The sequence below is a fragment of the Methyloceanibacter methanicus genome (genome assembly GCF_001723285.1).
Classification (GTDB): Bacteria; Pseudomonadota; Alphaproteobacteria; order Rhizobiales; family Methyloligellaceae; genus Methyloceanibacter; species Methyloceanibacter methanicus.
Genome location: NZ_LPWG01000011.1, coordinates 417,402 through 437,267, shown reverse-complemented (window position 1 = coordinate 437,267; position 19,866 = coordinate 417,402). Strand labels below are relative to the sequence as shown.

Below are 19,866 nucleotides of genomic sequence, written 5' to 3'. Positions count from 1 at the left end.
GCGAACGCGCCGATCAAGCGCGCTAAGGTCGCGGGGCCTATCTCCTTCGGCGCGATGCCCCTAATCTAAGGCTCTGCCCGCAACCCTTGACCTGAAGCCCCGCCGCCCATGAGCGCCCTGTTCGAAGAGCTCTATTATTGTCCGACCCCGATCGGGCCTGTGAGCTTGCGCCGCCGCCGCGACCTCAAACTCGATGTGGATGTGTTCGAGATCAGGCTCGGGGACGAGTCGCTGATGACGAGCCTGTTCACCGCCTCCGAGATCGCGTTGGCGCGGCTGGCGACCGCGGCGCTGGGCGAGAGCCCCGCACCCGACATCGTCGTCGGCGGGCTCGGGCTCGGCTACACGGCGCAGGCCGTGTTGGAAGAGGCGACGGGGGCCTCGCTGATCGTCGTCGAAGCCCTCGCGCCGGTCATCGAATGGCACGAGAAGGGATTACTGCCGCTCGGAACCGCCCTTGCAAACGACCCGCGCTGCCGCTTGGTCGAGGGGGACTTCTTCGCCATGGCCGCCTCAAGCGAAGGATTCGATCCCGGCGCACCAGGGCGTTTGTTCGACGCCATCCTGGTCGATATCGATCATTCCCCGGACGCGCTGCTGGACGACCGCAGCAGCGCGTTCTACCAGCCCGAAGGGCTGGGCTTGCTTGCCCGGCATCTTCGGCCTGGCGGGGTGTTCGGTCTATGGTCGGACGCACGACCTGACGACGCCTTCTTGGCGCGCCTCGCCCGCATCTTCGCGGAGGTGCGCGCGGAACCCGTAACGTTTCACAATCCGCTGCAGGACCAGCCTTTCACCCAGACGGTGTATCTGGCGCGGACCGAACGGGACCCCGTGGCATGAGCAAGACGGAAGCGGACCTGCGCGCGCTTCGGGCGGAGCTGGTGGAGCGGCTGCAAAGCCTTCGCGACGCCAGCGAAATGACGGCCGACAACCGTCGTCCGGTCGAACTCGACCAGACCTCCGTGGGCCGGGTTTCGCGGATGGACGCGATGCAGGTCCAGGCCATGGCCGTGGCCTCGGAACGGCGGCGTCATGACGAGGCGCGGCGTGTCGAGGCGGCGATCAAGCGCATCGACGAGGGCGAATATGGCTATTGCATCGTCTGCGGGGAGGAGATCGCGGAGAAACGCCTCGCCGTGGATCCGACCGTCGCTACCTGCATCACTTGCGCGACTTGAGCTCTGACCTGCGTTAGCCTTTCTCGATAAAGATCAGCCGCAAATCGTTGACGTTGGTCATGGTCGGGCCGGTCTCGAGCAGGTCGCCGATGCCTTTAAAGAACGTGTACGGATCGTTGTTCGCGAGCATGGCTTTGGCGCTGATGCCGGCGGCCTCGGCACGTTTGAGCGTGTCCGGATAGATGAGTGCGCCCGCATTGTCCTCCGATCCGTCGACGCCGTCGGTATCGCCGGCCAGCGCATAAACGTTCGGGAGCCCATCGAGCGCGATGGCGAGCGACAATAGGAATTCCGTATTGGGGCCGCCCTTACCGTCGCCCTTCAGCGTGATCGTGGTTTCGCCGCCGGAGATCAGCACGCAAGGCGGCTCGACCGGCTGTCCGCGCATGGCGACCTGGCGCGCGATGCCCGCATGCACGAGGCCCACGTCGCGGGACTCGCCCTCGATCGAGTCGCCGAGGATGACCGGCGTCACGCCTGCTTCGCGCGCCACCGCCGCTGCGGCTTCGAGCGAAGCTTGCGGCGTTGCGATCATGATGTTCTCGACCCGCTCGAAGCATTTGTCGCCGGGCTTCGGGGTCTCGTCGATGGTCTCGAGCACGTTCCGCACGGCGGGCGGCAGGTCGATGCCGTATTTCTCGACGATGGCGATGGCGTCCGCATTGGTGGACGGGTCGGGCACGGTCGGGCCCGAGGCGATGATCGAGGCATCGTCGCCGGGAACGTCCGAGATCATCAGTGCCACGACTTCGCGGGGTGAGGCGGCGCGGGCGAGCCGTCCGCCCTTGATGGCCGACAGGTGCTTCCGCACCGTGTTCATCTCGGAGATGGTCGCGCCGCTCGCGAGCAGGGCCTTGTTCACGGCCTGCTTGTCCTCGAGCGAGATCCCTTCGGCGGGCGCGGCCAGCAGCGCGGAGCCGCCGCCAGAGATCAGCGCGAGAACGAGGTCGTCCTCGGTCAGACCTTGCACGGCCTTGAAGATGCGCTGCGCGGCTTCGCGGCCGGCGGCATCGGGTACGGGATGCGCGGCCTCGACGACTTCGAGACGCTCCGTCGGCAGCCGATAGCCGTAACGGGTGACGACGATCCCATCGAGGAGGGCCGTCCCAAACCTCTTCCAGTGCTTTCGCCATGCGCCGGACGCCTTGCCCGCGCCGATGATGACGGTGCGCCCCTTGGGGCGAGCCGGCAGATGGGGAGGCACGCAAAGCGACGGCAGTGCGGCGTCCACGCCGGCCTTGAACATGGCCTTCAGCAATTCTTCTGGGGACATCTCCTCCGCTCCGCTCCCTCCTATTGTTATTAGGCGATGAAACTGCACAGACGATTGCCAGAAGGCAAGCGAATGAATACGGTGCCGGTCCGTTTCGCGATAATTCGCGTGTTCCAAAAGACTAAAGAGGCTGGGAGTGGACGATTATGGCCGAGGGCTCTAGCGAACAACACAAAAAGCCAAAATCCGATATCGAGATCAGCCAGGCCGCAACGATGCGGCCGATCCTGGATGTGGCCAAGGACAAGCTTGGGATCGAGGCGCAAGACCTCATTCCTTACGGTCACTACAAAGCGAAGGTCTCTCTCGACTACATCGACAGTCTCAAGGACAAGCCGGACGGCAAGCTGATCCTGGTCACCGCGATCACGCCGACGCCTGCCGGCGAGGGCAAGACCACGACCACGGTCGGTCTCGGCGATGCGCTCAACCGGATCGGCAAGAAGGCGATCATGTGCCTGCGCGAGCCGAGCCTTGGGCCGTGCTTCGGCATGAAGGGCGGCGCGGCCGGTGGCGGCTATGCGCAGGTCGTGCCGATGGAGGACATCAACCTTCATTTCACCGGCGACTTCCACGCCATTGGCGCAGCCAACAATCTGCTGGCCGCAATGATCGACAACCATATCTATTGGGGCAACAAGCTCGATATCGACGCCCGCCGGGTGACGTGGCGCCGCGGCATCGACATGAACGACCGTGCGTTGCGCTCGATCGTGACCTCCTTGGGCGGGGTCACCAACGGTTTCCCCCGCGAGGCGGGTTTCGACATCGTCGTCGCGTCCGAGGTTATGGCGATCTTCTGCCTGGCCAAGGACCGGGCCGATCTCCAGCGGCGCCTGGGGCAGATACAGGTCGGTCAGACGCGCGACAAGGACGCCGTCACCGCGGATCAGATTTCGGCGGCCGGCGCCATGGCGGCGCTCCTGAAGGATGCGCTGGCGCCCAATCTGGTGCAGACGCTCGAGAACAACCCCGCCTTCATCCATGGCGGTCCGTTCGCCAATATCGCCCATGGCTGCAACTCGGTGATCGCCACCAAGGCCGCCTTGAAGCTCGCCGACTATGTGGTGACGGAGGCCGGTTTCGGCGCCGATCTCGGTGCGGAGAAGTTCTTCGACATCAAGTGCCGCAAGGCGGCCTCAAGCCCGATTGCGTGGGTGATCGTCGCCACGATCCGGGCGCTCAAGATGCACGGCGGCGTCGCTAAGGACGATCTCAAGAAAGAGAATTTAGAGGCGCTGGAGAAGGGCTTCGCCAATCTTGAGAAGCACATCGAGAATGTGCGCAAGTTCCACGTCCCGGTGGTCGTGGCCGTCAACCGGTTCTCGCTCGACACGGACGACGAGATTGCGCTCCTGAAGCGTCTTTGCGGCACGGCGAGTACCGAATGCGTGATGTCCGATCACTGGGCGCTTGGCGGCGCGGGTGCCGAGGAACTGGCCGAGTCCGTGGTCAAGACCATCGACACCAAGCCGTCGGACTTCGCGCCGCTCTACCCGGACGACATGTCCTTGTGGGACAAGACGCGGACCATTGCCCAGGAGATCTACGGGGCGGAGGACATCACCGCGGGCAAGCCGGTGCGCGACAAGTTCGCCGAGCTGGAAAAGGCCGGGTTCGGCAAACTTCCCATCTGCGTGGCCAAGACCCAGTACAGCTTCACCACCAATCCGGACGCCAAGGGTGTGCCGCTTGGTCACACCATTCCGGTCCGCGAGGTGCGGCTTTCGGCCGGCGCGGAGTTCGTGGTGGTCATCTGTGGAGACATCATGACAATGCCGGGTCTGCCGCGGGTTCCGGCCGCCAACAATATCGAAATGGACGCCGAGGGGCGGATTACCGGATTGTTCTAGCCGGGCCTTCTCCGGGGAAGCAAAAGGGTTGCCAGGGGCGCGAGCGGACGCTACGACCATACGAAAGTCGTATGGTCTGGCGCCGTTGCGGGCGCTGGGCTGCCAACAATTCCCTTGGAGAGGAAACCCATGGCTGGAGCCAGGCGGCCGGGCCGTAATTTTCTGTTTGTGCCGGGTCCAACCAACGTGCCGGACCGGATTCTCCGGGCCATGCACGTGCCGATGGAGGACCATCGGTCCCCGGACTTTCCCAAGCTGACGATTCCGCTTTTCGAGGACATGAAGAAGTCTTTCCAGACCAAGGAAGGCCAGGTCATCATTTTCCCGTCCAGTGGCACCGGCGCTTGGGAATCCGCCCTGACCAATACGCGTTCGCCGGGCGACAAGCTGCTCGCGCCGCGCTTCGGACAGTTCAGCCATTTGTGGATCGAGCTTGCGCGCCGACATGGGCTCGACGTGGTCGTCCAGGAGGAAGAGTGGGGCGCGGGCGCCGACCCGGACCGCATCGAAGAGGCGCTGCGGGCGGACAAGAACCACGAAATCAAAGGGATTCTGGTGGTCCACAACGAGACCGCCACGGGAGTCACCTCCGACGTTGCCGCGGTGCGCCGCGCGATGGACGCGGCTGGCCACCCGGCGCTGCTCTATGTCGATGGCGTCAGCTCCATCGGCAGCATCGACTTCCGCTTCGATGAGTGGGGCGTGGATCTTGCCATCGCCGGTTCCCAGAAGGGCATGATGCTGCCGGCGGGTCTCGGCATTGTCTGTGCGAGCCCGAAGGCTCTGGCGCAGATGGACGCGGCGCAGTGCACGCGCGCCTATTTCAACCTCGCCGACCATTTCAAAGCCAATGCGGGCGGCTACTTCCCGTATACGCCTGCGCTGCCGCTTCTGTACGGCTTGCGGGAGTCGCTGGCGATGATGTTCGAGGAAGGGCTTGAGAACATTTTCGCCCGGCATCACACGCTTGCCAGCGGCACGCGGGCCGCGGTCGATGCCTGGGGCCTGTCGCTCTGCGCGAAGGCGCCGCAATGGCAGTCCGACACGGTCAGCGCCATCATGGTCCCCGAGGGGTTCAACGGCGCCGACGTCATAGACAGAGCCTATCGCCGCTACAATCTTGCCTTGGGCGCGGGGCTTTCGGAAGTGGCGGGCAAGCTCTTCCGTATCGGCCATCTCGGCGATCTTAATGAACTGATGCTGCTCGGCGCCATCGCCGGAGCCGAGATGTCGATGCGCGATGTCGGTATCGAGGTCGAGCCCGGTTCGGGCGTGGCCGCCGCACAAGAGTATTTCCGTAACGCCATGGGCGCCGCCGAGCAGCGCCTGGCCGCGGAGTAAAGGGGCCCGGCACTAGGAGTGAGTGCCTGGTCAGGACGAAACACCATCCGGCGAAGGATATTCCGGTCCGGGGAGGTCACTGACGGCGCGGGCGGTTGCCGTCCGCCGAAAAGCTAGGGGGGTTCAGTGGAGCACGAGATCGTCTTTCTCGATCGCGAGTCTGTCGGCGCCGATGTCCGCAAGGCCAATTTTCCGCACAACTATACGGAGTACCAATCGACTTGGACTCCCGAGGACATCGTCGAGCGTCTGAAAGACGCCACCATCGCCATCATCAACAAGGTGCCGATGCGCGAGGAGGTCCTGAAGCAGCTTCCCAAGCTGAAGCTGATCGCGGTGGCCGCGACGGGTACGGACGTTGTCGACAAGGCTTATTGCAAGGCCAACGGCATCACGGTCGTCAATATCCGCGGCTATGCATTCAATACCGTGCCGGAGCACGTGATCGCGCTGATGTTCGCGCTGCGGCGCAATCTCATGGCCTATGTCGAGGATACGCGGAACGGCCGCTGGGCCGAGGTCGATCAGTTCTGCTTCTTCGATCATCCGATCCGCGACATCGCCGGGTCCACCATGGGCGTCATCGGCTACGGGGCCATCGGCAAGGCCGTGGCCAGCCGCGCCGAATGTCTCGGCATGAAGATCCTGCCCTATGACGTGTTTCCGCAGGATGGGCTCGTCGATCTGGAGACTGTCCTGAAGGAAAGCGACGTCATCACGCTCCACTGCCCGTTGACGCCGGAGACGGCAAACATGATCGGCGCGAAGGAGCTGAAGATGATGAAGCCCACGTCGATCCTCATCAACACGGCGCGCGGCGGTCTCGTCGACGAGGCGGCGCTCGCCGACGCTCTGAAGGCCGGCACGATCGCGGGCGCCGGCTTCGACGTGCTGACGAAGGAGCCGCCGAAGGAAGGCAACATCCTGCTCGATCTCAAGATGCCGAACTTCATCGTCACGCCCCATGTGGCGTGGGCGAGCCGCGAGGCCATGCAGATCCTGGCGGACCAACTCATCGACAACATCGACGCGTTCGTGGCGGGCAATCCGCAGAATGTCGTCGAGTAACGCGTAAAGGGAAACCGCAATGAAGAAACTGCTGTTCTTGTTCGACACCGACCCCGTGCCGAGCGTCTTCGATACGGTTGTGGGCTACGACGGCGGTGCCGACAACATCGCCGGCTATGCCGCCGTGACGCCCGACAATGTCGGTGCGTTGATCGATGGCTGCATCTATACGCGCGGCGGCAAAGACAAGCAGAACACCGCGATCTTCGTGGGCGGCGGCAACATGGCCAAGGGCGAGGAACTGTTCGAGACGGTGAAGAAGCACTTCTTCGGCCCGTTCCGCGTTTCGGTCATGCTGGACTCCAACGGTTCGAACACGACGGCGGCCGCCGGCGTCGCGCTCCTCGCCAAGGGGCGGGACCTCAAGGGCAAGAAGGCGGTCGTGCTTGCGGGCACGGGTCCCGTGGGCATGCGGGCCGCGGGCTTCTTCGGCATGGAAGGTTGCGACGTGACGATCACCTCGCGCACGAAGGAGCGCGCCGAAGAGGCGGCCAAGGTCATCGAGAAGCGTTTCGGCATCAAGGTGTCGGGCGCCGCGGGAGCGACGGACGAGGAGCGCGTCGAGGCGGTCAAGGACGCCAATATCGTCTACTCGGCCGGCGCGATCGGCGTGCAGCTTCTGCCGAAGTCCGGTTGGGAGAACAACCCCAATATCGAGCTTCTGGCCGATGTGAACGCGCAGCCGCCGATGGGCATCGAGGGCGTCGATGCCATGGACAAGGGCAAGGACATCAATGGCAAGCTCGGCTACGGCGCGCTCGGGATCGGCGGCTTGAAGCTCAAGCTTCACCGCGAGTGCATCGCGAAGATGTTCGAGAGCTCCGAGGGCGTCTACGATGCCGAGGAGATCTACGCGCTTGCGAAAGAGATGGCCTGATGACCGAGATCAAGGATACTGCGATCGAGCCATTCCTCGATCAACTCGCCTCCAGCGCGGCAACGCCCGGCGGCGGCAGCGCGGCGGCCATTCTCGGCGGCATGGGCGCGGCACTTGTCAGCATGGTCTGCAATCTGACCATCGGCAAAAAGAAATACGCCGATGTCGAGGGCGACATGAAGGAGATCCTCGCCAAGGCCGAGGACCTGCGCCACCGGCTGACCGGCATGATCCAGGACGACGTACGGGCATTCGACACCGTCATGGGCGCCTACGGCATGCCGAAGGAGACCGACGAAGAGAAAGCGGCCCGGGGCGCGGCGATCCAGGACGCCCTCAAAATGGCCACGGACGTTCCGATCCGCTGCTGCCGTCTGGCGCGGGACGTCATCGATCTGGCGCTGGCTGCCTCGGAGAAGGGCAACGTCAACGTCATCTCCGATGCGGGCGTAGGGGTCCTGTCTGCCTATGCGGCGCTTCGGAGCGCTGCACTAAATGTATACATCAATGCAAAAATGATTTCCGACACCAGCTTTGTGGAGTCTAAGCTGAGCGAACTGGAGGGTCTTCTCGCCGGCGCCGAGGCAACGACCGAGAAGGCATACGATATCGTAAGGGGCAAAGTGAGCTGACGCCGTTCGCCGTTGGTTCTCGCAAAAGAAGGCCCGTCGAAGCGAGTTTTTAGAAGGAGGAACGACGTGGACGTTCACGAGTATCAAGCCAAAGAACTTTTGGGTAGCTTCGGCGTGCCGGTGCCGAAAGGCGCCGTGGCCTTCAGTCCCGATCAGGCCGTTTACGCGGCGACGGAGCTCGGTGGCTGGAGCTGGGCGGTCAAGGCTCAGATTCACGCCGGCGCGCGCGGCAAGGCCGGCGGTATCAAGATCTGCAAGACCTATCACGAGGTGCGCGAGGCGGCCCAGGAACTGCTCGGCAAGCGTCTGGTGACGCACCAGACCGGTCCCGAGGGCAAGCCCGTTCAGCGCGTCTATATCGAAGCGGCCGAGCCGTTCGAGCGCGAGCTGTATCTCGGCTACGTTCTCGACCGCAAGGCCGAGCGTATCCGGGTGATCGCGTCGCAGGAAGGCGGCATGGAGATCGAGGAGATCGCCAAGACCAATCCGGATGCCATCCTTCAGGTCATCGTCGAGCCGGCCGTGGGCCTGCAGTCCTTCCAGGCGCGGGAGCTGGCTTTCCAGCTCGGTCTCAGCATCAAGCAAGCCCAGAGCTGCGTGTCGACGATCATGAACGCCTACCGCGCGTTCCGCGACTGCGACGCCCAGATGCTGGAAATCAACCCGCTGGTCGTGTCCAAGGACGACCGCGTTCTCGCGCTCGACGCCAAGATGTCGTTCGACGACAACGCGCTGTTCCGCCGCCACAACGTGGCCGACATGTACGACCCCTCGCAGCAGGATCCGCGCGAGGCCCAGGCCGCGGAGCACAATCTCAACTATATCGGCCTCGAGGGCGATATCGGCTGCATCGTGAACGGTGCGGGTCTGGCCATGGCCACCATGGACATGATCAAGCATGCGGGCGGCGAGCCGGCCAACTTCCTCGACGTGGGTGGCGGCGCTTCGCCGGACCGCATCGAGACGGCCATGAAGCTCGTGGTCTCCGACTCGAACGTGAAGGCGATCCTGGTGAACATCTTCGCCGGCATCAACCGTTGCGACTGGGTTGCCAAGGGCGTGGTTCAGGCCTGCGGAAATCTCGATATCAAGGTTCCGCTCGTCGTGCGCCTTGCCGGTACCAATGTCGAGGAGGGCCGCAAGATCCTTCAGGAGAGCGGGCTCAAGCTGATCACGGCCGACACCCTGGCCGAGGCCGCCGAGAAGGCCGTTCAGGCCTGCCAGGGCAAGCTGCAGGCTGCGTAAGGACGAGCATCGGAGAGACACGCAATGAGCATTTTGATTGACGAAAAGACCCCGGTGATCGTCCAAGGCATGACGGGCGACAAGGGAACCTTCCACGCGAAGGAAATGATCGAGTACGGCACCAACGTCGTCGGCGGCGTAACGCCGGGCAAGGGCGGTGGCCGTCACCTCGACCGTCCGCTCTTCAATACCGTCAAGGAGGCGGTCAAGGAGACGGGCGCGGAGGCCTCCATCACCTTCGTTGCGCCGGCCTTCTGCGCCGATGCCATCATGGAATGTGCGGACGCGGGCATTCACCTCGTTTGCTCCATCACGGACGGCATTCCGGCTCAGGACATGATGCGCGTGAAGCGCTACCTGATGCGCTATCCGCGCGATCGCCGCACGATGATGGTCGGACCCAACTGCGCCGGCATCATCAGCCCAGGAAAGTCCATGCTCGGCATCATGCCCGGCCACATCTATCTGCAAGGCAATGTGGGCGTGATCTCGCGCTCCGGTACGCTCGGATATGAGGCCGCCGCGCAGATGAAGGAGCACGGGATCGGTATCTCGACGTCCGTCGGTATCGGTGGCGATCCGATCAACGGCTCGTCGTTCCTCGATCACCTTGCCCTGTTCGAGGAGGACCCGGAGACCGACGCCGTGCTGATGATCGGCGAGATCGGCGGTCCTCAGGAGGCCGAGGCTTCCGCATGGATCAAGGACAACATGTCGAAGCCGGTGGTCGGCTTCGTCGCCGGCCTGACCGCTCCCAAGGGGCGCCGTATGGGTCATGCCGGCGCCATCATCTCGGCGGTCGGCGACAGTGCGGCCGAGAAGGCGGAGATCATGAAGGCCAACGGGCTGACCGTCGCGCCGAATCCGAGCGAGTTCGGATCGACCGTGGCGAAGGTGCTGGGGCTCTAAGGAAAGCGCCGGACAGACCGGGGTCGCAGACGAGGCCGATGGTGTGTCCGGCTTTTTCCGGATAACAAACGATTGCCGGTGGGACCGTTCGGCCCCGCCGCGCCCCGATTGCCGCCCGAACCGGCGATGGGGCCAGAGGGTGCTGGGTGTCGCATGAGCCATTCGGCTTCGAGTGAGAAGACCGGTCGGTGAGATCGGAGTGCGAGCGTTTATCATGGACGAGGATGTGAGAGAGGGCGATGTGGTGGCCGACGCTGGCACCGCAGCCCGGATCACTGGCACATCGCCGAACGACGCGGCGAACATCCTGTTCGAACTCCTATTGGACGTTGTCCGGCGCCACCAGCCGGAACTCGAGCCGGTCCTGACCGGCGGGGCCCAGAAATCCATTTCGGAATTCTCACCCGAACTCATGGCCCGCGTTCTCTCGGCGCAAGGGATCTGGTTCCAACTGCTGTCCATTGCCGATCAGAACGCTACGATGCGCCGGCGCCGCTATATCGAACGCACGCGCGGTCGCGACGCGCTTCTCGGCACGTTCGACCACGTCCTGACCGGGGCACGCTACGCCGCGTCGGGCCGAAAAGGATCGAGACGCTGCTGCAAACCCTGCGCATCCGCCCGGTCATCACCGCCCATCCAACCGAGTCGAAGCGCGTCACCGTGCTCGAGAAATACCGGAAGATCTACCTTTTGCTCCGGGAGCTCGAGGGCGTTCGTTGGACCGAGCGCGAGCAGCAGACAATTCTTGCCGACATTCGCGATCAGATCGAACTCGTCTGGATGACGGGAGAGCTTCATCTGCAGAAGCCCACGGTCGAACACGAGGTGCTCCGTGGTCTGCATTTCTTCGACGAGACCTTGTTCGAGAAGGCGCCGGAGATGATGGAGCTGCTTGAGCGCACCCTCCGGCAGAACTACCCGGACGAAGACTTCGACCTGCCGCCCTTCTTCCAATTCGGATCCTGGATCGGCGGCGATCGCGACGGCAACCCTTACGTCACCACGGACGTCACGGGCTGGGCGCTGCGCCAGAATGCGCTCGCCTGCTTGCATCACTATCGGGAGCGGCTCACCGCGCTCGCGCGGTCGTTGTCTATCACCCAGAGCGTTCTGCCGATCCCGGGAGCGTTCCGCGAGGATCTTGCGCGCGAGTTGCGGGCGAGCGGCGCGGAAGAGAGCATCACCCAACGCAATCCGGGCGAGCCCTATCGCCAGTACCTCACCTGCATCTTGCGCAAGCTCGACGCGACCATCCTGCGCGCCGATGGTGGCGAGCTCGAAGTCGGCACCCCCCATTACGGGAACGCGGACGAGCTGATTCACGACCTGCGGCGCATGGAGCGCGCGTTGACGGACGCCAACAGTCCGACCCTGGCCGCCGATTTGGTCCGGCCAACAAGGCGGGCCGTGGAGCTGTTCCGGTTTTCGACCGTACGGCTCGACCTTCGCGAGAACACGACGCGGACCACGCAGGCGGTGCAAGCCCTGTGGTGGACGAGCGAGGGCCACGCCGAGGGCGATCCGCCGGAGCTTGGCTCGCCGGAGTGGCGGGCTTGGCTCTTGCGCGCCCTGGCGCGGCCCCTTCCGACCGACCGGTCGGGCGAGCCCGTGCCGCCGGAAGCGCAGGAGACCATCGCGATGTTCGCGCAAGCGGCCGAGATTCGCCGTGGTCTCGATCCCGATGCCTACGGGTCGTTCATTCTATCCATGACCCGATCGGTCGACGACATCCTCGGGGCCTACTTGCTCGCCAAGCATGGCGGCCTGTTCCTGGATGCAGCGGGGACGGAGATTTGCTCTCTGCCGATCGTGCCGCTGTTCGAGACCATCGATGACCTTCGTGCCGCGCCCGCCATCATGCGTGAAGCCTTGGGAATTCCGCTGATCCGCCGCTCGACGCACTGGCAGGGCGGTCTGCAGGAAGTGATGCTGGGCTACTCGGACTCCAACAAGGATGGCGGCTTCGTTGCCTCGAACTGGGAGCTCGCCAAGGCTCAGTCGCATCTGACGCGCGTGGGCGAGAATGCGGGGACGCCGATTTCGTTCTTTCATGGGCGAGGCGGTTCGGTTTCGCGCGGCGGCGCGCCGACGGGCCGGGCCATTGCGGCCCAACCCGCGGGCTCGATCCGCGGGCGGTTCCGCGTGACGGAGCAGGGGGAGGTCGTTTCCTCCAAATATGCGAACAAGGGGACGGCGCTCTATCAGATGGAGCTTCTCGCCTCAAGCGTGCTTCAGCATGCCTTGAAGTCCGAACAGGAGGCCGCGCTGAAGCCGAGCGGCGAGTTCGACGATGCGCTTGAAGCCTTGTCGGGGCTGTCGCGCGTTGCCTATGACAAGCTGCTTTCCAGCCCCGATCTGGTTGGCTATTTCCAGGCGGCAAGTCCCTTGGAGGAAATCTCGCTTCTCAATATCGGGTCGCGTCCCGCGCGGCGCTTCGGCGCCAGCTCGCTGAAGGACTTGCGTGCGATTCCGTGGGTGTTCGCCTGGGCCCAGAACCGGCACATCATCACCAGCTGGTATGGCGTTGGAAGTGCGCTCCTGAGCTTTCTCGACGTGCGCGGCGACAAGGGCGAGAAGCTCTTGGCCGATATGTTCGATCAGTCGCGTCTGTTCCGTCTGATCATCGACGAGGTGGAGAAGGCGCTCGCCCTCGTGGATCTCGATATTGCCAGGGACTATGCCAGCCTTGTCGCCGACACGCGGGTGCGGGAAACGATCTTCTCGATGATCGAGAAGGAATATGCCCTCACCACGGAGATGGTCCTGAGGCTGTCGGGCAGCACCTTCCCCGGGGAGCGCTTCAAACAGTTCCGGGCCTCTCTGGCCGAACGGCTGCCCACGGTCAATCAGGTCAGCCGCGAGCAGGTCGAATTACTACGCCGCTTTAGGGCGAGCGACAACGAGCAGGAACGCGATGCTTTCAAATCCGCGTTGCTGCTCTCCATCAATACCGTGGCCGCCGGTCTCGGCGCCACAGGTTAAACCAGGAGGAGAATGACATGAGCTTTACGCTGATTCAGCAGGCAACGCCGCGCCTGCACCGTTCGGAGCTGGCGGTGCCCGGTTCCAACCCCGGCATGTTCGAGAAGGCTGCCGCCAGCGCCGCCGACGTGATCTTTCTCGATCTCGAGGACGCCGTCGCGCCCGACGACAAGGAGCAGGCCCGCAAGAACATCATCCAGGGCCTGAACGACGTCGACTGGGGCAACAAGACCATGATGATCCGCATCAACGGTCTGGACACCCACTACGCCTATCGCGACGTGATCGACGTTCTCGAGAACTGCCCGCGCCTGGACATGATCCTGATCCCCAAGGTCGGCGTGCCCGAGGACGTCTACGCCATCGACATGCTCGTCACCCAGGTCGAGCAGTACAAGAAGTACGAGAAGAAGCTCGGCCTCGAGCTGCTGATCGAGACGGCGCTTGGCATGGCCAATGTTGAGGCCATCGCCCAGTCGAGCCCGCGCGTTGAGGCCATGAGCTTCGGCGTCGCCGACTACGCCGCGTCGACCCGCGCGCGCACCGTCGGCATTGGCGGCCCGCACCCGGATCACGGCGTTCTGACCGACGCCGACGAGGCCGCAAACCGCCAGTACCATTGGGGCGACCCTTGGCACTATGCGCTGTCGCGCATGATGGTTGCCTGCCGTGCCTATGGCCTGCGTCCGATCGACGGTCCGTTCGGCGATTTCTCCGATCCGGACGGCTACAAGGCCGCCGCGAAGCGTGGCGCGGTTCTGGGCTTCGAGGGCAAGTGGGCCATTCACCCCTCGCAGATTCCGCTCGCCAACGAGGTGTTCTCGCCGGCCGCGGCCGAGGTGGAGAAGGCGCAGCGCATCGTCGATGCCATGAAGCAGGCGGCGAAGGAAGGCAAGGGCGCGGTGTCGCTCGACGGCCGTCTGATCGACATCGCCTCGATCCGCCAGGCGCAGGCTCTGCTCGACAAGGCCGCCCAGATCAGCGGCTAGTCGCGCAACGCGGTTATGCGAATAACCGAGCGCTCAAGTAGCGAAGCGGTAGTGCAAACAACAAGGCGCTCAAGTAGGCCGAAGGCCGGTAGCGCAGGCAAACGAGCGCTCAAGTAGCGAAGCGGTAGCGCAAACAAAATGGCCGGGGTGAGCCCCGGCCATTTTTGTGTCCGCGCCTAATCGGGATCAGGTTCCTTAGGCGTCGGTCTTCTCCTCGCCGGCGGCCTCGTGGTTCGACACGACCCGTTCGATCAGGCCGAGCCCCACCTCGTCGTCGGTCCGCTCCAGCGATGCGGACGGCAGAAAGCTCAATCCGTAGACAAGTCCGACCAAGGTCACGCTGGTCAATAGCGATAGAATAGACATCTCGTTGCTCCACTCCCTCAAGTTCCGTCTTTGTGGCAGGGGAACAGGGCGGTCGCTCGACCGAATCTCGGCAATTTCTGGGGGCTTTGTGGCGTACACGCCACAACGCGGCCGCAAGGCTTGCCGTTTCGTAAACCGGTGTACGCCCTTGACCCCGGCAGCCGTCTTGGTTCGCAAACAGATTTCGGTTCCGGCGCGCCGGGTCTCGAAAGCGAGGCGGGGCGACCAGTCGCCCAAAGGGCGGACGGCTCCTTTGCCCTAGCTCTCCGGGTGTCCCGAGTCGGCGCCCACATAAAAACGGCGGCCTGGAGGGGCCGCCGTCTTGCGTTCATGTACGTACTTGGAACGGGTGCGTGATGCGGGGCATCGCGCCGCAGTGGCGGTCCTGGTCGACGAAACTAGACCATGGCCGTAGGGATGCGCAGCACCTGTCCGGGATAGATCTTGTCCGGGTGCGAGAGCATCGGCTTGTTGGCCTCGAAGATGGTCATGTATTTGGACCCGTCGCCATAGGACTTCTCGGCGATCGCCCAGAGCGTGTCTCCTTTGACGACCGTGTGGAACTTGCCTTCGGGGCTGTCGTCGGCGGGTTTCAGGTCTTCGTCGACCTTCGAGATGCCTTCCACATTGCCGGCGGCCACGATGATCTTCTCACGCGTTGCCTGGTCGGGCACGTCGCCGGTCACCTTCACGGTCTCGCCGTCGACCTCGACCTTGATCTTGTCGGCCAGGCTCGGATCGCCGACTTCCTTGGCGATGGCCTCGGCCGCATCTGTCTCCGCGGCATCCGCGCTCGATCCGAAAATGCTCTTGCCCGCGTTCTTGACGAAATCAAAAAAACCCATGTCGTGTCCTTTCCTCGAATGTCAGGTCCTCGAAACGTTCGAGAGCCTCTTTGAAGAGGACCGCCGGAACGCTTGTCATGCAAGCGCAGCCGGCGGTCGCTCCTCGGTTCCTCGCCGCAGACCGTCGCGGCCTAGGCCGCCGGTGCGCCGACCATCTGATGCAGCCGGGCGACGGCGTCGGGTGCGATGCCGGCGCCGTCGGCCAAACCTTTCAGGAAGACCTTCTCGGCCGGCGTGTCGACGGTGATCGCCATCAGCGCGGCCGCATAGACCTGAATGCCCACTTCCGGATTGGGAATGGCTTTCACCAGACCGGCGAGATCCTGTGGCTTCGACATCGCTGCCTGCACGAACTGCTTCTCCTCCTCGGTGATCCCGCCTTCGGAGAGTTTACCGGTCAGGCGTTCGATCTCGCTCTGGGAGACCTGGCCGTCGGACTTGATGGCCTCGATCATGCCGAGGAGGCACAGCTCCGCGGTTTCCGGGGCCGAAATCTGTTTCACCTCGGTCTCGGTGAGGCCGAGGGCGTTGGCGCCTGCCTCGCCCGATTGGGCCTGCCAGTTCTTGAGGGCCGAAAGGGCCAGCGTGCCGAGAATGGCCATGGCGCTGCCGCCGACCGCACCCTTGGTCGCGCCGCCTCCACCGCCGAGGAGCGCGCCGGCCAGGGCACCCAGGCCGCCGAGCTGGCCCTTGCTCAGACCGCCAACGCCGCTGGGCGAGCCCAGCATGCTCCCGAGCTCCCGAGAATGTCGCCGACACCGCCGGAGGACTGTCCGCCCGACGGTTGCGTGTCCGAGGACTGTCCGCCGCCCAACACACTGCCGAGGATGGCGCCAAGCCCGCCTGCCTGGCCGCCGCTCTGTCCGCCTGTATCGCCGCTTTGGCCGCCCAGAAGGCTGCCCAGCACATCGCCGAGACCGCCCGAGCGCCGCCGCTGGAGGACCCGGACCCCGAGGATGCGCCACCGAGGACGCTTCCCAGTATGCGCCGAGATCGGCCGATCCCGCCGCGCTACCGAGGCCGTTTGGCCCCGTTGCTTGTTCGACCCGCTGTTGCGTCTGGGGCGATACGCCCTGACGGATCAACTCGCCGACTACATCTCCAAAGTTCATGACTGCCTCCGCTCGCAGAAACGCTACATCTCGATGCACTTATTGTGATGGTCGATGACAATTCGGCGACATTTCCCCGTTGTGTCGCCCCAAATCCCTCCATGCCCACGGGCGTGGGCCAGCCACCAGGGCGGTGGTAGCGGTCATGTAGGCACGCTAACACCGCATTACCAGGGTGATATAGTGCGAGACAACACAATCAACCTAGGGAGGCGTGTAATGACAAGTAGAGGCACCGCAATTGCTCTTGCTACATTGGCGACGGCGGCAATTCTCACCGTTGCCATGCCGGCGCCGCAGGCCGCCGTCTCGAATGCGGTACGCAATGCTTGCGAGAAGAAGGCGAACGCCGTGACCCCGCCGCTCCGTGCCGGCGAGCGCGAAGCTACATCACCAACTGCATCGCCGATGCGGCGCCGACGCCGGGCAAGACCAAGAAGAAGAGTAAGTACTAGACGCCGTTCAGCGGGCTTCGAGCGTCACAGGGATCGGGGCCGCCGGCATGAGCGTGATCTGCGGCTTGAATCGGAGATCCGCGTCGGCGTCGACGCGGAACCGGAAGCGCTGGCCCGCGGCCGCAAGGATGATTGCCGCTTCCAGGAGTGAGAAGGCGTTGCCGACGCAGATGCGCTGACCGCCGCCGAACGGGTAGTAGGCGAATTTCGGAATGCGCTTGGCGAGGCCGTCCTCCCAGCGCTCGGGATGGAACCGCTCGGGTTCGGGGAAGTAGCGCGGGTCCCGATGGTTGACCCATTGGCTCATGAGGACAGTGTATCCTCGCTTCACGCGGTAGCCCCCGAGTTCGAGATCGGTCGTCGCCTCGCGGCCGATCACGTAGACCGGCGGATAGAGCCGCATGGATTCGGTCAGCACGGCGTGGGTGTAGGGGAGGCGCTCCATGTCCTCCAGCCGCGGGGTGCGGCCGCCCAGCACACGGGCCCACTCGGCGGCGAGCTTGTCTTCCACGTGCGGATGCTGGGAGAGAAGAACCCAGGTCCAGGTGAGCGCGAGCGCCGTGGTTTCGTGGCCGGCGAGGTAGAGGGTCATGGTTTCGTCACGCAATTCGCGGTTGCTCATCCGCGATCCGTCCTCGCGTGTCGCCGCCAGCAGGCGCGAGAGCAGATCATCGCCGGAGCGTTCGCGCGCGCGGCCCGCCGCGATGAAGCCGAGCACGGTGCGGTCGAGCTCCGCGATAGCCCGGTTGAGGCGTAGCGTTTCAGGGGTCGGAAACCAAAGCGGCACCTTCAGCACGCGGCTTAGACGGGCCATCATGATGTCGAAGGCAAGGTTGAGAGTATCGGTGAAGTGCTGCCTGTCGCCCGCATCGTCGAGGTCGAACAGGGTCTTCAGGGCGATCTGGCTCGTCAGATTGCTAAATTCAAAATTGATTTTGAGCTGATCGCCGGGCGACCAGGCGTCCAGCATCTGCTCGGTGATCGCAGCCATGACGGGCGCATAGCGGCGGACGCGCGCGCGCATGAAGGCGGGCTGCACGAGTTTGCGCTGGCCGCGCCAATACGCGCCCTCGCTTGTCACCAGCCCGTTGCCGAGCGCGGGGATGAACGCGCGGACGCCAAAGTGCTTCTTGTAGTGTCTGGCGTCGCGGACGAGGACCTGCTCGATGAGCGCCGGATCAGAGGCCAAGAAGAAGCGATTTGGCCCAACGCGCCCGCTGGCGACCGGGCCGTAGGTTTGGGCGGTCTCGAGAAAGAAATCGAGCAGCCCGTCGCCGAATTTCTCCGCAACGCCCCCGATCAACGTCCCTTTTGGACCCGGCGGGAGTCCTGAACGGAGCGCTTTCGTGGGCTTCAGCATGGCGCGCGGTACGGTTCCGGGCGAAGTGAGCGGTGTCGGGCCCACCTATTGTGGCGGGGGAATATGTCCGTTTGCGGCACGGGCGCGATTCGGGGCCAGCGGCCAAGGGAAACGCCAGGATTGGTTGCAAAAATGTCCCGGTGCGCTGTTGCGCCACGTCCACAAACCCGCCGCTTTCTTGAAATTGACGTCATGTTTTGGAAACCGGGGTTGCGCGATGACGGTCGTTTGGTAGGTTGCGCTGCCGGGAACAAAGGGACTTTGAAATATGAAGACTGTATTTTCTGGACTATTGATCGCGGGCCTGACGGCTGTCTCTTTCGCCGGCGCGGCCCAGGCCGATGCGTATACCAAGGCCATTCGCGCGAGCTGCAAGGCTGACTACAAGCGGCATTGCAGCGACAAGACGATCGGCTCGAAGCAGCTGGAAGTCTGCATGCGGCAGAAGCAAGGCAGCCTTTCCCAGACCTGCAAGTCTGCTTTGAAGGCCGCGGGCTACCGCTAGTCAGCCCTCTTTCAAGAACGTCCAATGGCTAAAGGTTGCCGCGACGCCGTGGAGCGTGCCGCTGGCGTCGCGCAGCTGCCATAGGACGCCGTCCTCAATGCGGAAGCGGCGTCCGGATTTCGAGATCCGCACGCCGCGATATCCAGTCGCGAAACCGTCCCGTGTCACGGCATCGAGGAGGCGCTGCCGTTCCGCCCGGTCGGGCGCCTCGGCGGACAGGCGTGAGGGCAGGCCCACGATCTCATCCCAACCGTATTCGAAAAGGCTCTGTGCCGCCTTGTTGGCATAGATGAAAAGCGGATCGACTGCGGTACTATGGGCGAGGACACAGGATTGCGCGCGGGCATAAAGCCAGTGCGGGCCGTCCCGCCCGGGGGCCCCGAGAAAGGGCGGATCATGGGCAAGCAACCGCTTGTAACTCTCGGCAAGAAGTCGGAAAAAGGCGGGGTCTGTGGCGATTGTCATGGTCAATGGGGTGTAAACGGGCGATAGGGGCATGAGCCACGGTCCGTTCTTCGCGGGTTGCCAGCGATGCTGATTGTCGCCTTCAGTATGATGTTCGCCGCCTTGCTGGCCTTCCTTCTCTGGAACCTTTTTATCAAATGCCGGGCGCTTTGGCGTGCGCGCAAGTCCCGCGGCGGACGTCGCCGTGGCGCGGCATAGGTTCTCGTACCGCGGGAACCCGCCGCCGGTACGTCTTGTTTACCCTTCGCCGCTAATCTTTCCTTATGGTCGGACATCGGGACGCATTGCGCGAGGTTTTGCGCGAATGCCATCCCGCCGGCTCCTGGTGAACCAGATTGGCCCGTGCAACAGGCGTGACGCCATGCTGTCGGGAACGCGCCGCCGCGAAATCGCCCTGGCCGCATA

Annotated in this window: 17 protein-coding genes and 1 pseudogene; 12 read left to right on the top strand and 6 right to left on the bottom strand. The window is 64.0% G+C overall.

Annotation, left to right across the window (positions count from 1 at the left end; translation table 11 throughout):
• Positions 1–108 precede the first annotated feature (108 nt).
• Both AUC68_RS09605 and AUC68_RS09600 read left to right on the top strand, forming a co-directional pair.
• Positions 109–843: a polyamine aminopropyltransferase gene (locus AUC68_RS09605; protein ID WP_069437413.1), complete on the top strand. Its 735-nt coding sequence runs from the start codon at positions 109–111 to the stop codon at positions 841–843.
• Positions 840–1,181 carry a TraR/DksA family transcriptional regulator gene (locus tag AUC68_RS09600; protein WP_069437412.1) on the top strand — a complete coding sequence of 114 codons (342 nt, stop codon included), beginning with the start codon at positions 840–842 and terminating at the stop codon, positions 1,179–1,181. The genes AUC68_RS09605 and AUC68_RS09600 overlap by 4 nt, the downstream gene beginning before the upstream one ends.
• Before the next feature lie 13 nt (positions 1,182–1,194).
• On the opposite strand, the gene AUC68_RS09595 is transcribed toward AUC68_RS09600, so the two are convergent.
• The gene (locus AUC68_RS09595) at positions 1,195–2,454 is read right to left on the bottom strand and encodes a glycerate kinase type-2 family protein (RefSeq protein ID WP_069437411.1); all 1,260 of its coding nucleotides are present in this window, start codon (positions 2,452–2,454) and stop codon (positions 1,195–1,197) included.
• A gap of 146 nt (positions 2,455–2,600) precedes the next feature.
• Between AUC68_RS09595 and AUC68_RS09590 the strand changes: the two genes are divergently transcribed.
• The 9 genes and pseudogenes from AUC68_RS09590 to AUC68_RS09550 all read left to right on the top strand — a co-directional run bounded on the left by AUC68_RS09590 (position 2,601) and on the right by AUC68_RS09550 (position 14,353).
• Positions 2,601–4,307: a formate--tetrahydrofolate ligase gene (locus AUC68_RS09590; protein ID WP_069437410.1), complete on the top strand. Its 1,707-nt coding sequence runs from the start codon at positions 2,601–2,603 to the stop codon at positions 4,305–4,307.
• Between the two features lie 129 nt (positions 4,308–4,436).
• The gene (locus AUC68_RS09585; RefSeq protein ID WP_069437409.1) at positions 4,437–5,648 is read left to right on the top strand and encodes an aminotransferase class V-fold PLP-dependent enzyme; all 1,212 of its coding nucleotides are present in this window, start codon (positions 4,437–4,439) and stop codon (positions 5,646–5,648) included.
• 126 nt (positions 5,649–5,774) lie between these two features.
• Positions 5,775–6,716, top strand: a complete 942-nt coding sequence (locus AUC68_RS09580; protein WP_069437408.1) for a D-2-hydroxyacid dehydrogenase — start codon at positions 5,775–5,777, stop codon at positions 6,714–6,716.
• Positions 6,717–6,735: 19 nt separating this feature from the next.
• Positions 6,736–7,593 (top strand): NADP-dependent methylenetetrahydromethanopterin/methylenetetrahydrofolate dehydrogenase, encoded by an 858-nt coding sequence (locus tag AUC68_RS09575; RefSeq protein WP_069437407.1) that lies wholly within the window; start codon positions 6,736–6,738, stop codon positions 7,591–7,593.
• Positions 7,593–8,225 (top strand): methenyltetrahydrofolate cyclohydrolase, encoded by a 633-nt coding sequence (gene fchA / locus AUC68_RS09570; RefSeq protein ID WP_069437406.1) that lies wholly within the window; start codon positions 7,593–7,595, stop codon positions 8,223–8,225. Before AUC68_RS09575 ends, fchA begins: the two co-directional genes overlap by 1 nt.
• 66 nt (positions 8,226–8,291) lie before the next feature.
• Positions 8,292–9,470 (top strand): malate--CoA ligase subunit beta, encoded by a 1,179-nt coding sequence (locus AUC68_RS09565; RefSeq protein WP_069437405.1) that lies wholly within the window; start codon positions 8,292–8,294, stop codon positions 9,468–9,470.
• 24 nt (positions 9,471–9,494) lie between these two features.
• Positions 9,495–10,379 carry a succinate--CoA ligase subunit alpha gene (sucD, locus tag AUC68_RS09560; RefSeq protein WP_069437404.1) on the top strand — a complete coding sequence of 295 codons (885 nt, stop codon included), beginning with the start codon at positions 9,495–9,497 and terminating at the stop codon, positions 10,377–10,379.
• A 214-nt stretch (positions 10,380–10,593) separates the two neighbouring features.
• Positions 10,594–13,364: pseudogene (locus tag AUC68_RS09555) on the top strand (phosphoenolpyruvate carboxylase).
• A 17-nt stretch (positions 13,365–13,381) separates the two neighbouring features.
• Positions 13,382–14,353, top strand: coding sequence for an HpcH/HpaI aldolase/citrate lyase family protein (locus tag AUC68_RS09550; protein ID WP_069437403.1), 972 nt, complete (start codon positions 13,382–13,384; stop codon positions 14,351–14,353).
• Positions 14,354–14,548: 195 nt separating this feature from the next.
• On the opposite strand, the gene AUC68_RS16790 is transcribed toward AUC68_RS09550, so the two are convergent.
• From AUC68_RS16790 to AUC68_RS09535, 4 genes are all read right to left on the bottom strand, one after another.
• Positions 14,549–14,719 carry a hypothetical protein gene (locus AUC68_RS16790; RefSeq protein ID WP_158008287.1) on the bottom strand — a complete coding sequence of 57 codons (171 nt, stop codon included), beginning with the start codon at positions 14,717–14,719 and terminating at the stop codon, positions 14,549–14,551.
• A 398-nt stretch (positions 14,720–15,117) separates the two neighbouring features.
• Complete coding sequence (gene lysM, locus AUC68_RS09545) at positions 15,118–15,564, bottom strand: peptidoglycan-binding protein LysM (RefSeq protein ID WP_069437402.1); 447 nt, start codon at positions 15,562–15,564, stop codon at positions 15,118–15,120.
• A 131-nt stretch (positions 15,565–15,695) separates the two neighbouring features.
• Positions 15,696–16,292 carry a tellurite resistance TerB family protein gene (locus AUC68_RS09540; RefSeq protein ID WP_069437401.1) on the bottom strand — a complete coding sequence of 199 codons (597 nt, stop codon included), beginning with the start codon at positions 16,290–16,292 and terminating at the stop codon, positions 15,696–15,698.
• Between the two features lie 846 nt (positions 16,293–17,138).
• Positions 17,139–18,491 (bottom strand): cytochrome P450, encoded by a 1,353-nt coding sequence (locus tag AUC68_RS09535; protein ID WP_069437400.1) that lies wholly within the window; start codon positions 18,489–18,491, stop codon positions 17,139–17,141.
• A gap of 268 nt (positions 18,492–18,759) precedes the next feature.
• On the opposite strand from AUC68_RS09535, the gene AUC68_RS09530 reads away from it, so the two are divergent.
• Entirely contained in the window at positions 18,760–18,996 is a 237-nt protein-coding gene (locus tag AUC68_RS09530; protein WP_069437399.1) for a hypothetical protein, read from the top strand.
• On the opposite strand, the gene AUC68_RS09525 is transcribed toward AUC68_RS09530, so the two are convergent.
• A complete protein-coding gene (locus AUC68_RS09525; protein ID WP_069437398.1) occupies positions 18,997–19,461 on the bottom strand; it encodes an MEKHLA domain-containing protein in 465 nt (154 codons plus the stop codon).
• Between the last annotated feature and the right edge of the window lie 405 nt (positions 19,462–19,866).

Coding starts and splice junctions, on each gene's coding strand:
- AUC68_RS09605 (WP_069437413.1), top strand. CDS start 109: ATGAGCGCCCTGTTCGAAGAGCTCTATTATTGTCCGACCCCGATCGGG.
- AUC68_RS09600 (WP_069437412.1), top strand. CDS start 840: ATGAGCAAGACGGAAGCGGACCTGCGCGCGCTTCGGGCGGAGCTGGTG.
- AUC68_RS09595 (WP_069437411.1), bottom strand. CDS start 2,454: ATGTCCCCAGAAGAATTGCTGAAGGCCATGTTCAAGGCCGGCGTGGAC.
- AUC68_RS09590 (WP_069437410.1), top strand. CDS start 2,601: ATGGCCGAGGGCTCTAGCGAACAACACAAAAAGCCAAAATCCGATATC.
- AUC68_RS09585 (WP_069437409.1), top strand. CDS start 4,437: ATGGCTGGAGCCAGGCGGCCGGGCCGTAATTTTCTGTTTGTGCCGGGT.
- AUC68_RS09575 (WP_069437407.1), top strand. CDS start 6,736: ATGAAGAAACTGCTGTTCTTGTTCGACACCGACCCCGTGCCGAGCGTC.
- fchA (WP_069437406.1), top strand. CDS start 7,593: ATGACCGAGATCAAGGATACTGCGATCGAGCCATTCCTCGATCAACTC.
- sucD (WP_069437404.1), top strand. CDS start 9,495: ATGAGCATTTTGATTGACGAAAAGACCCCGGTGATCGTCCAAGGCATG.
- AUC68_RS09550 (WP_069437403.1), top strand. CDS start 13,382: ATGAGCTTTACGCTGATTCAGCAGGCAACGCCGCGCCTGCACCGTTCG.
- AUC68_RS16790 (WP_158008287.1), bottom strand. CDS start 14,719: ATGTCTATTCTATCGCTATTGACCAGCGTGACCTTGGTCGGACTTGTC.
- lysM (WP_069437402.1), bottom strand. CDS start 15,564: ATGGGTTTTTTTGATTTCGTCAAGAACGCGGGCAAGAGCATTTTCGGA.
- AUC68_RS09540 (WP_069437401.1), bottom strand. CDS start 16,292: ATGCTGGGCTCGCCCAGCGGCGTTGGCGGTCTGAGCAAGGGCCAGCTC.
- AUC68_RS09535 (WP_069437400.1), bottom strand. CDS start 18,491: ATGCTGAAGCCCACGAAAGCGCTCCGTTCAGGACTCCCGCCGGGTCCA.
- AUC68_RS09530 (WP_069437399.1), top strand. CDS start 18,760: ATGAAGACTGTATTTTCTGGACTATTGATCGCGGGCCTGACGGCTGTC.
- AUC68_RS09525 (WP_069437398.1), bottom strand. CDS start 19,461: ATGACAATCGCCACAGACCCCGCCTTTTTCCGACTTCTTGCCGAGAGT.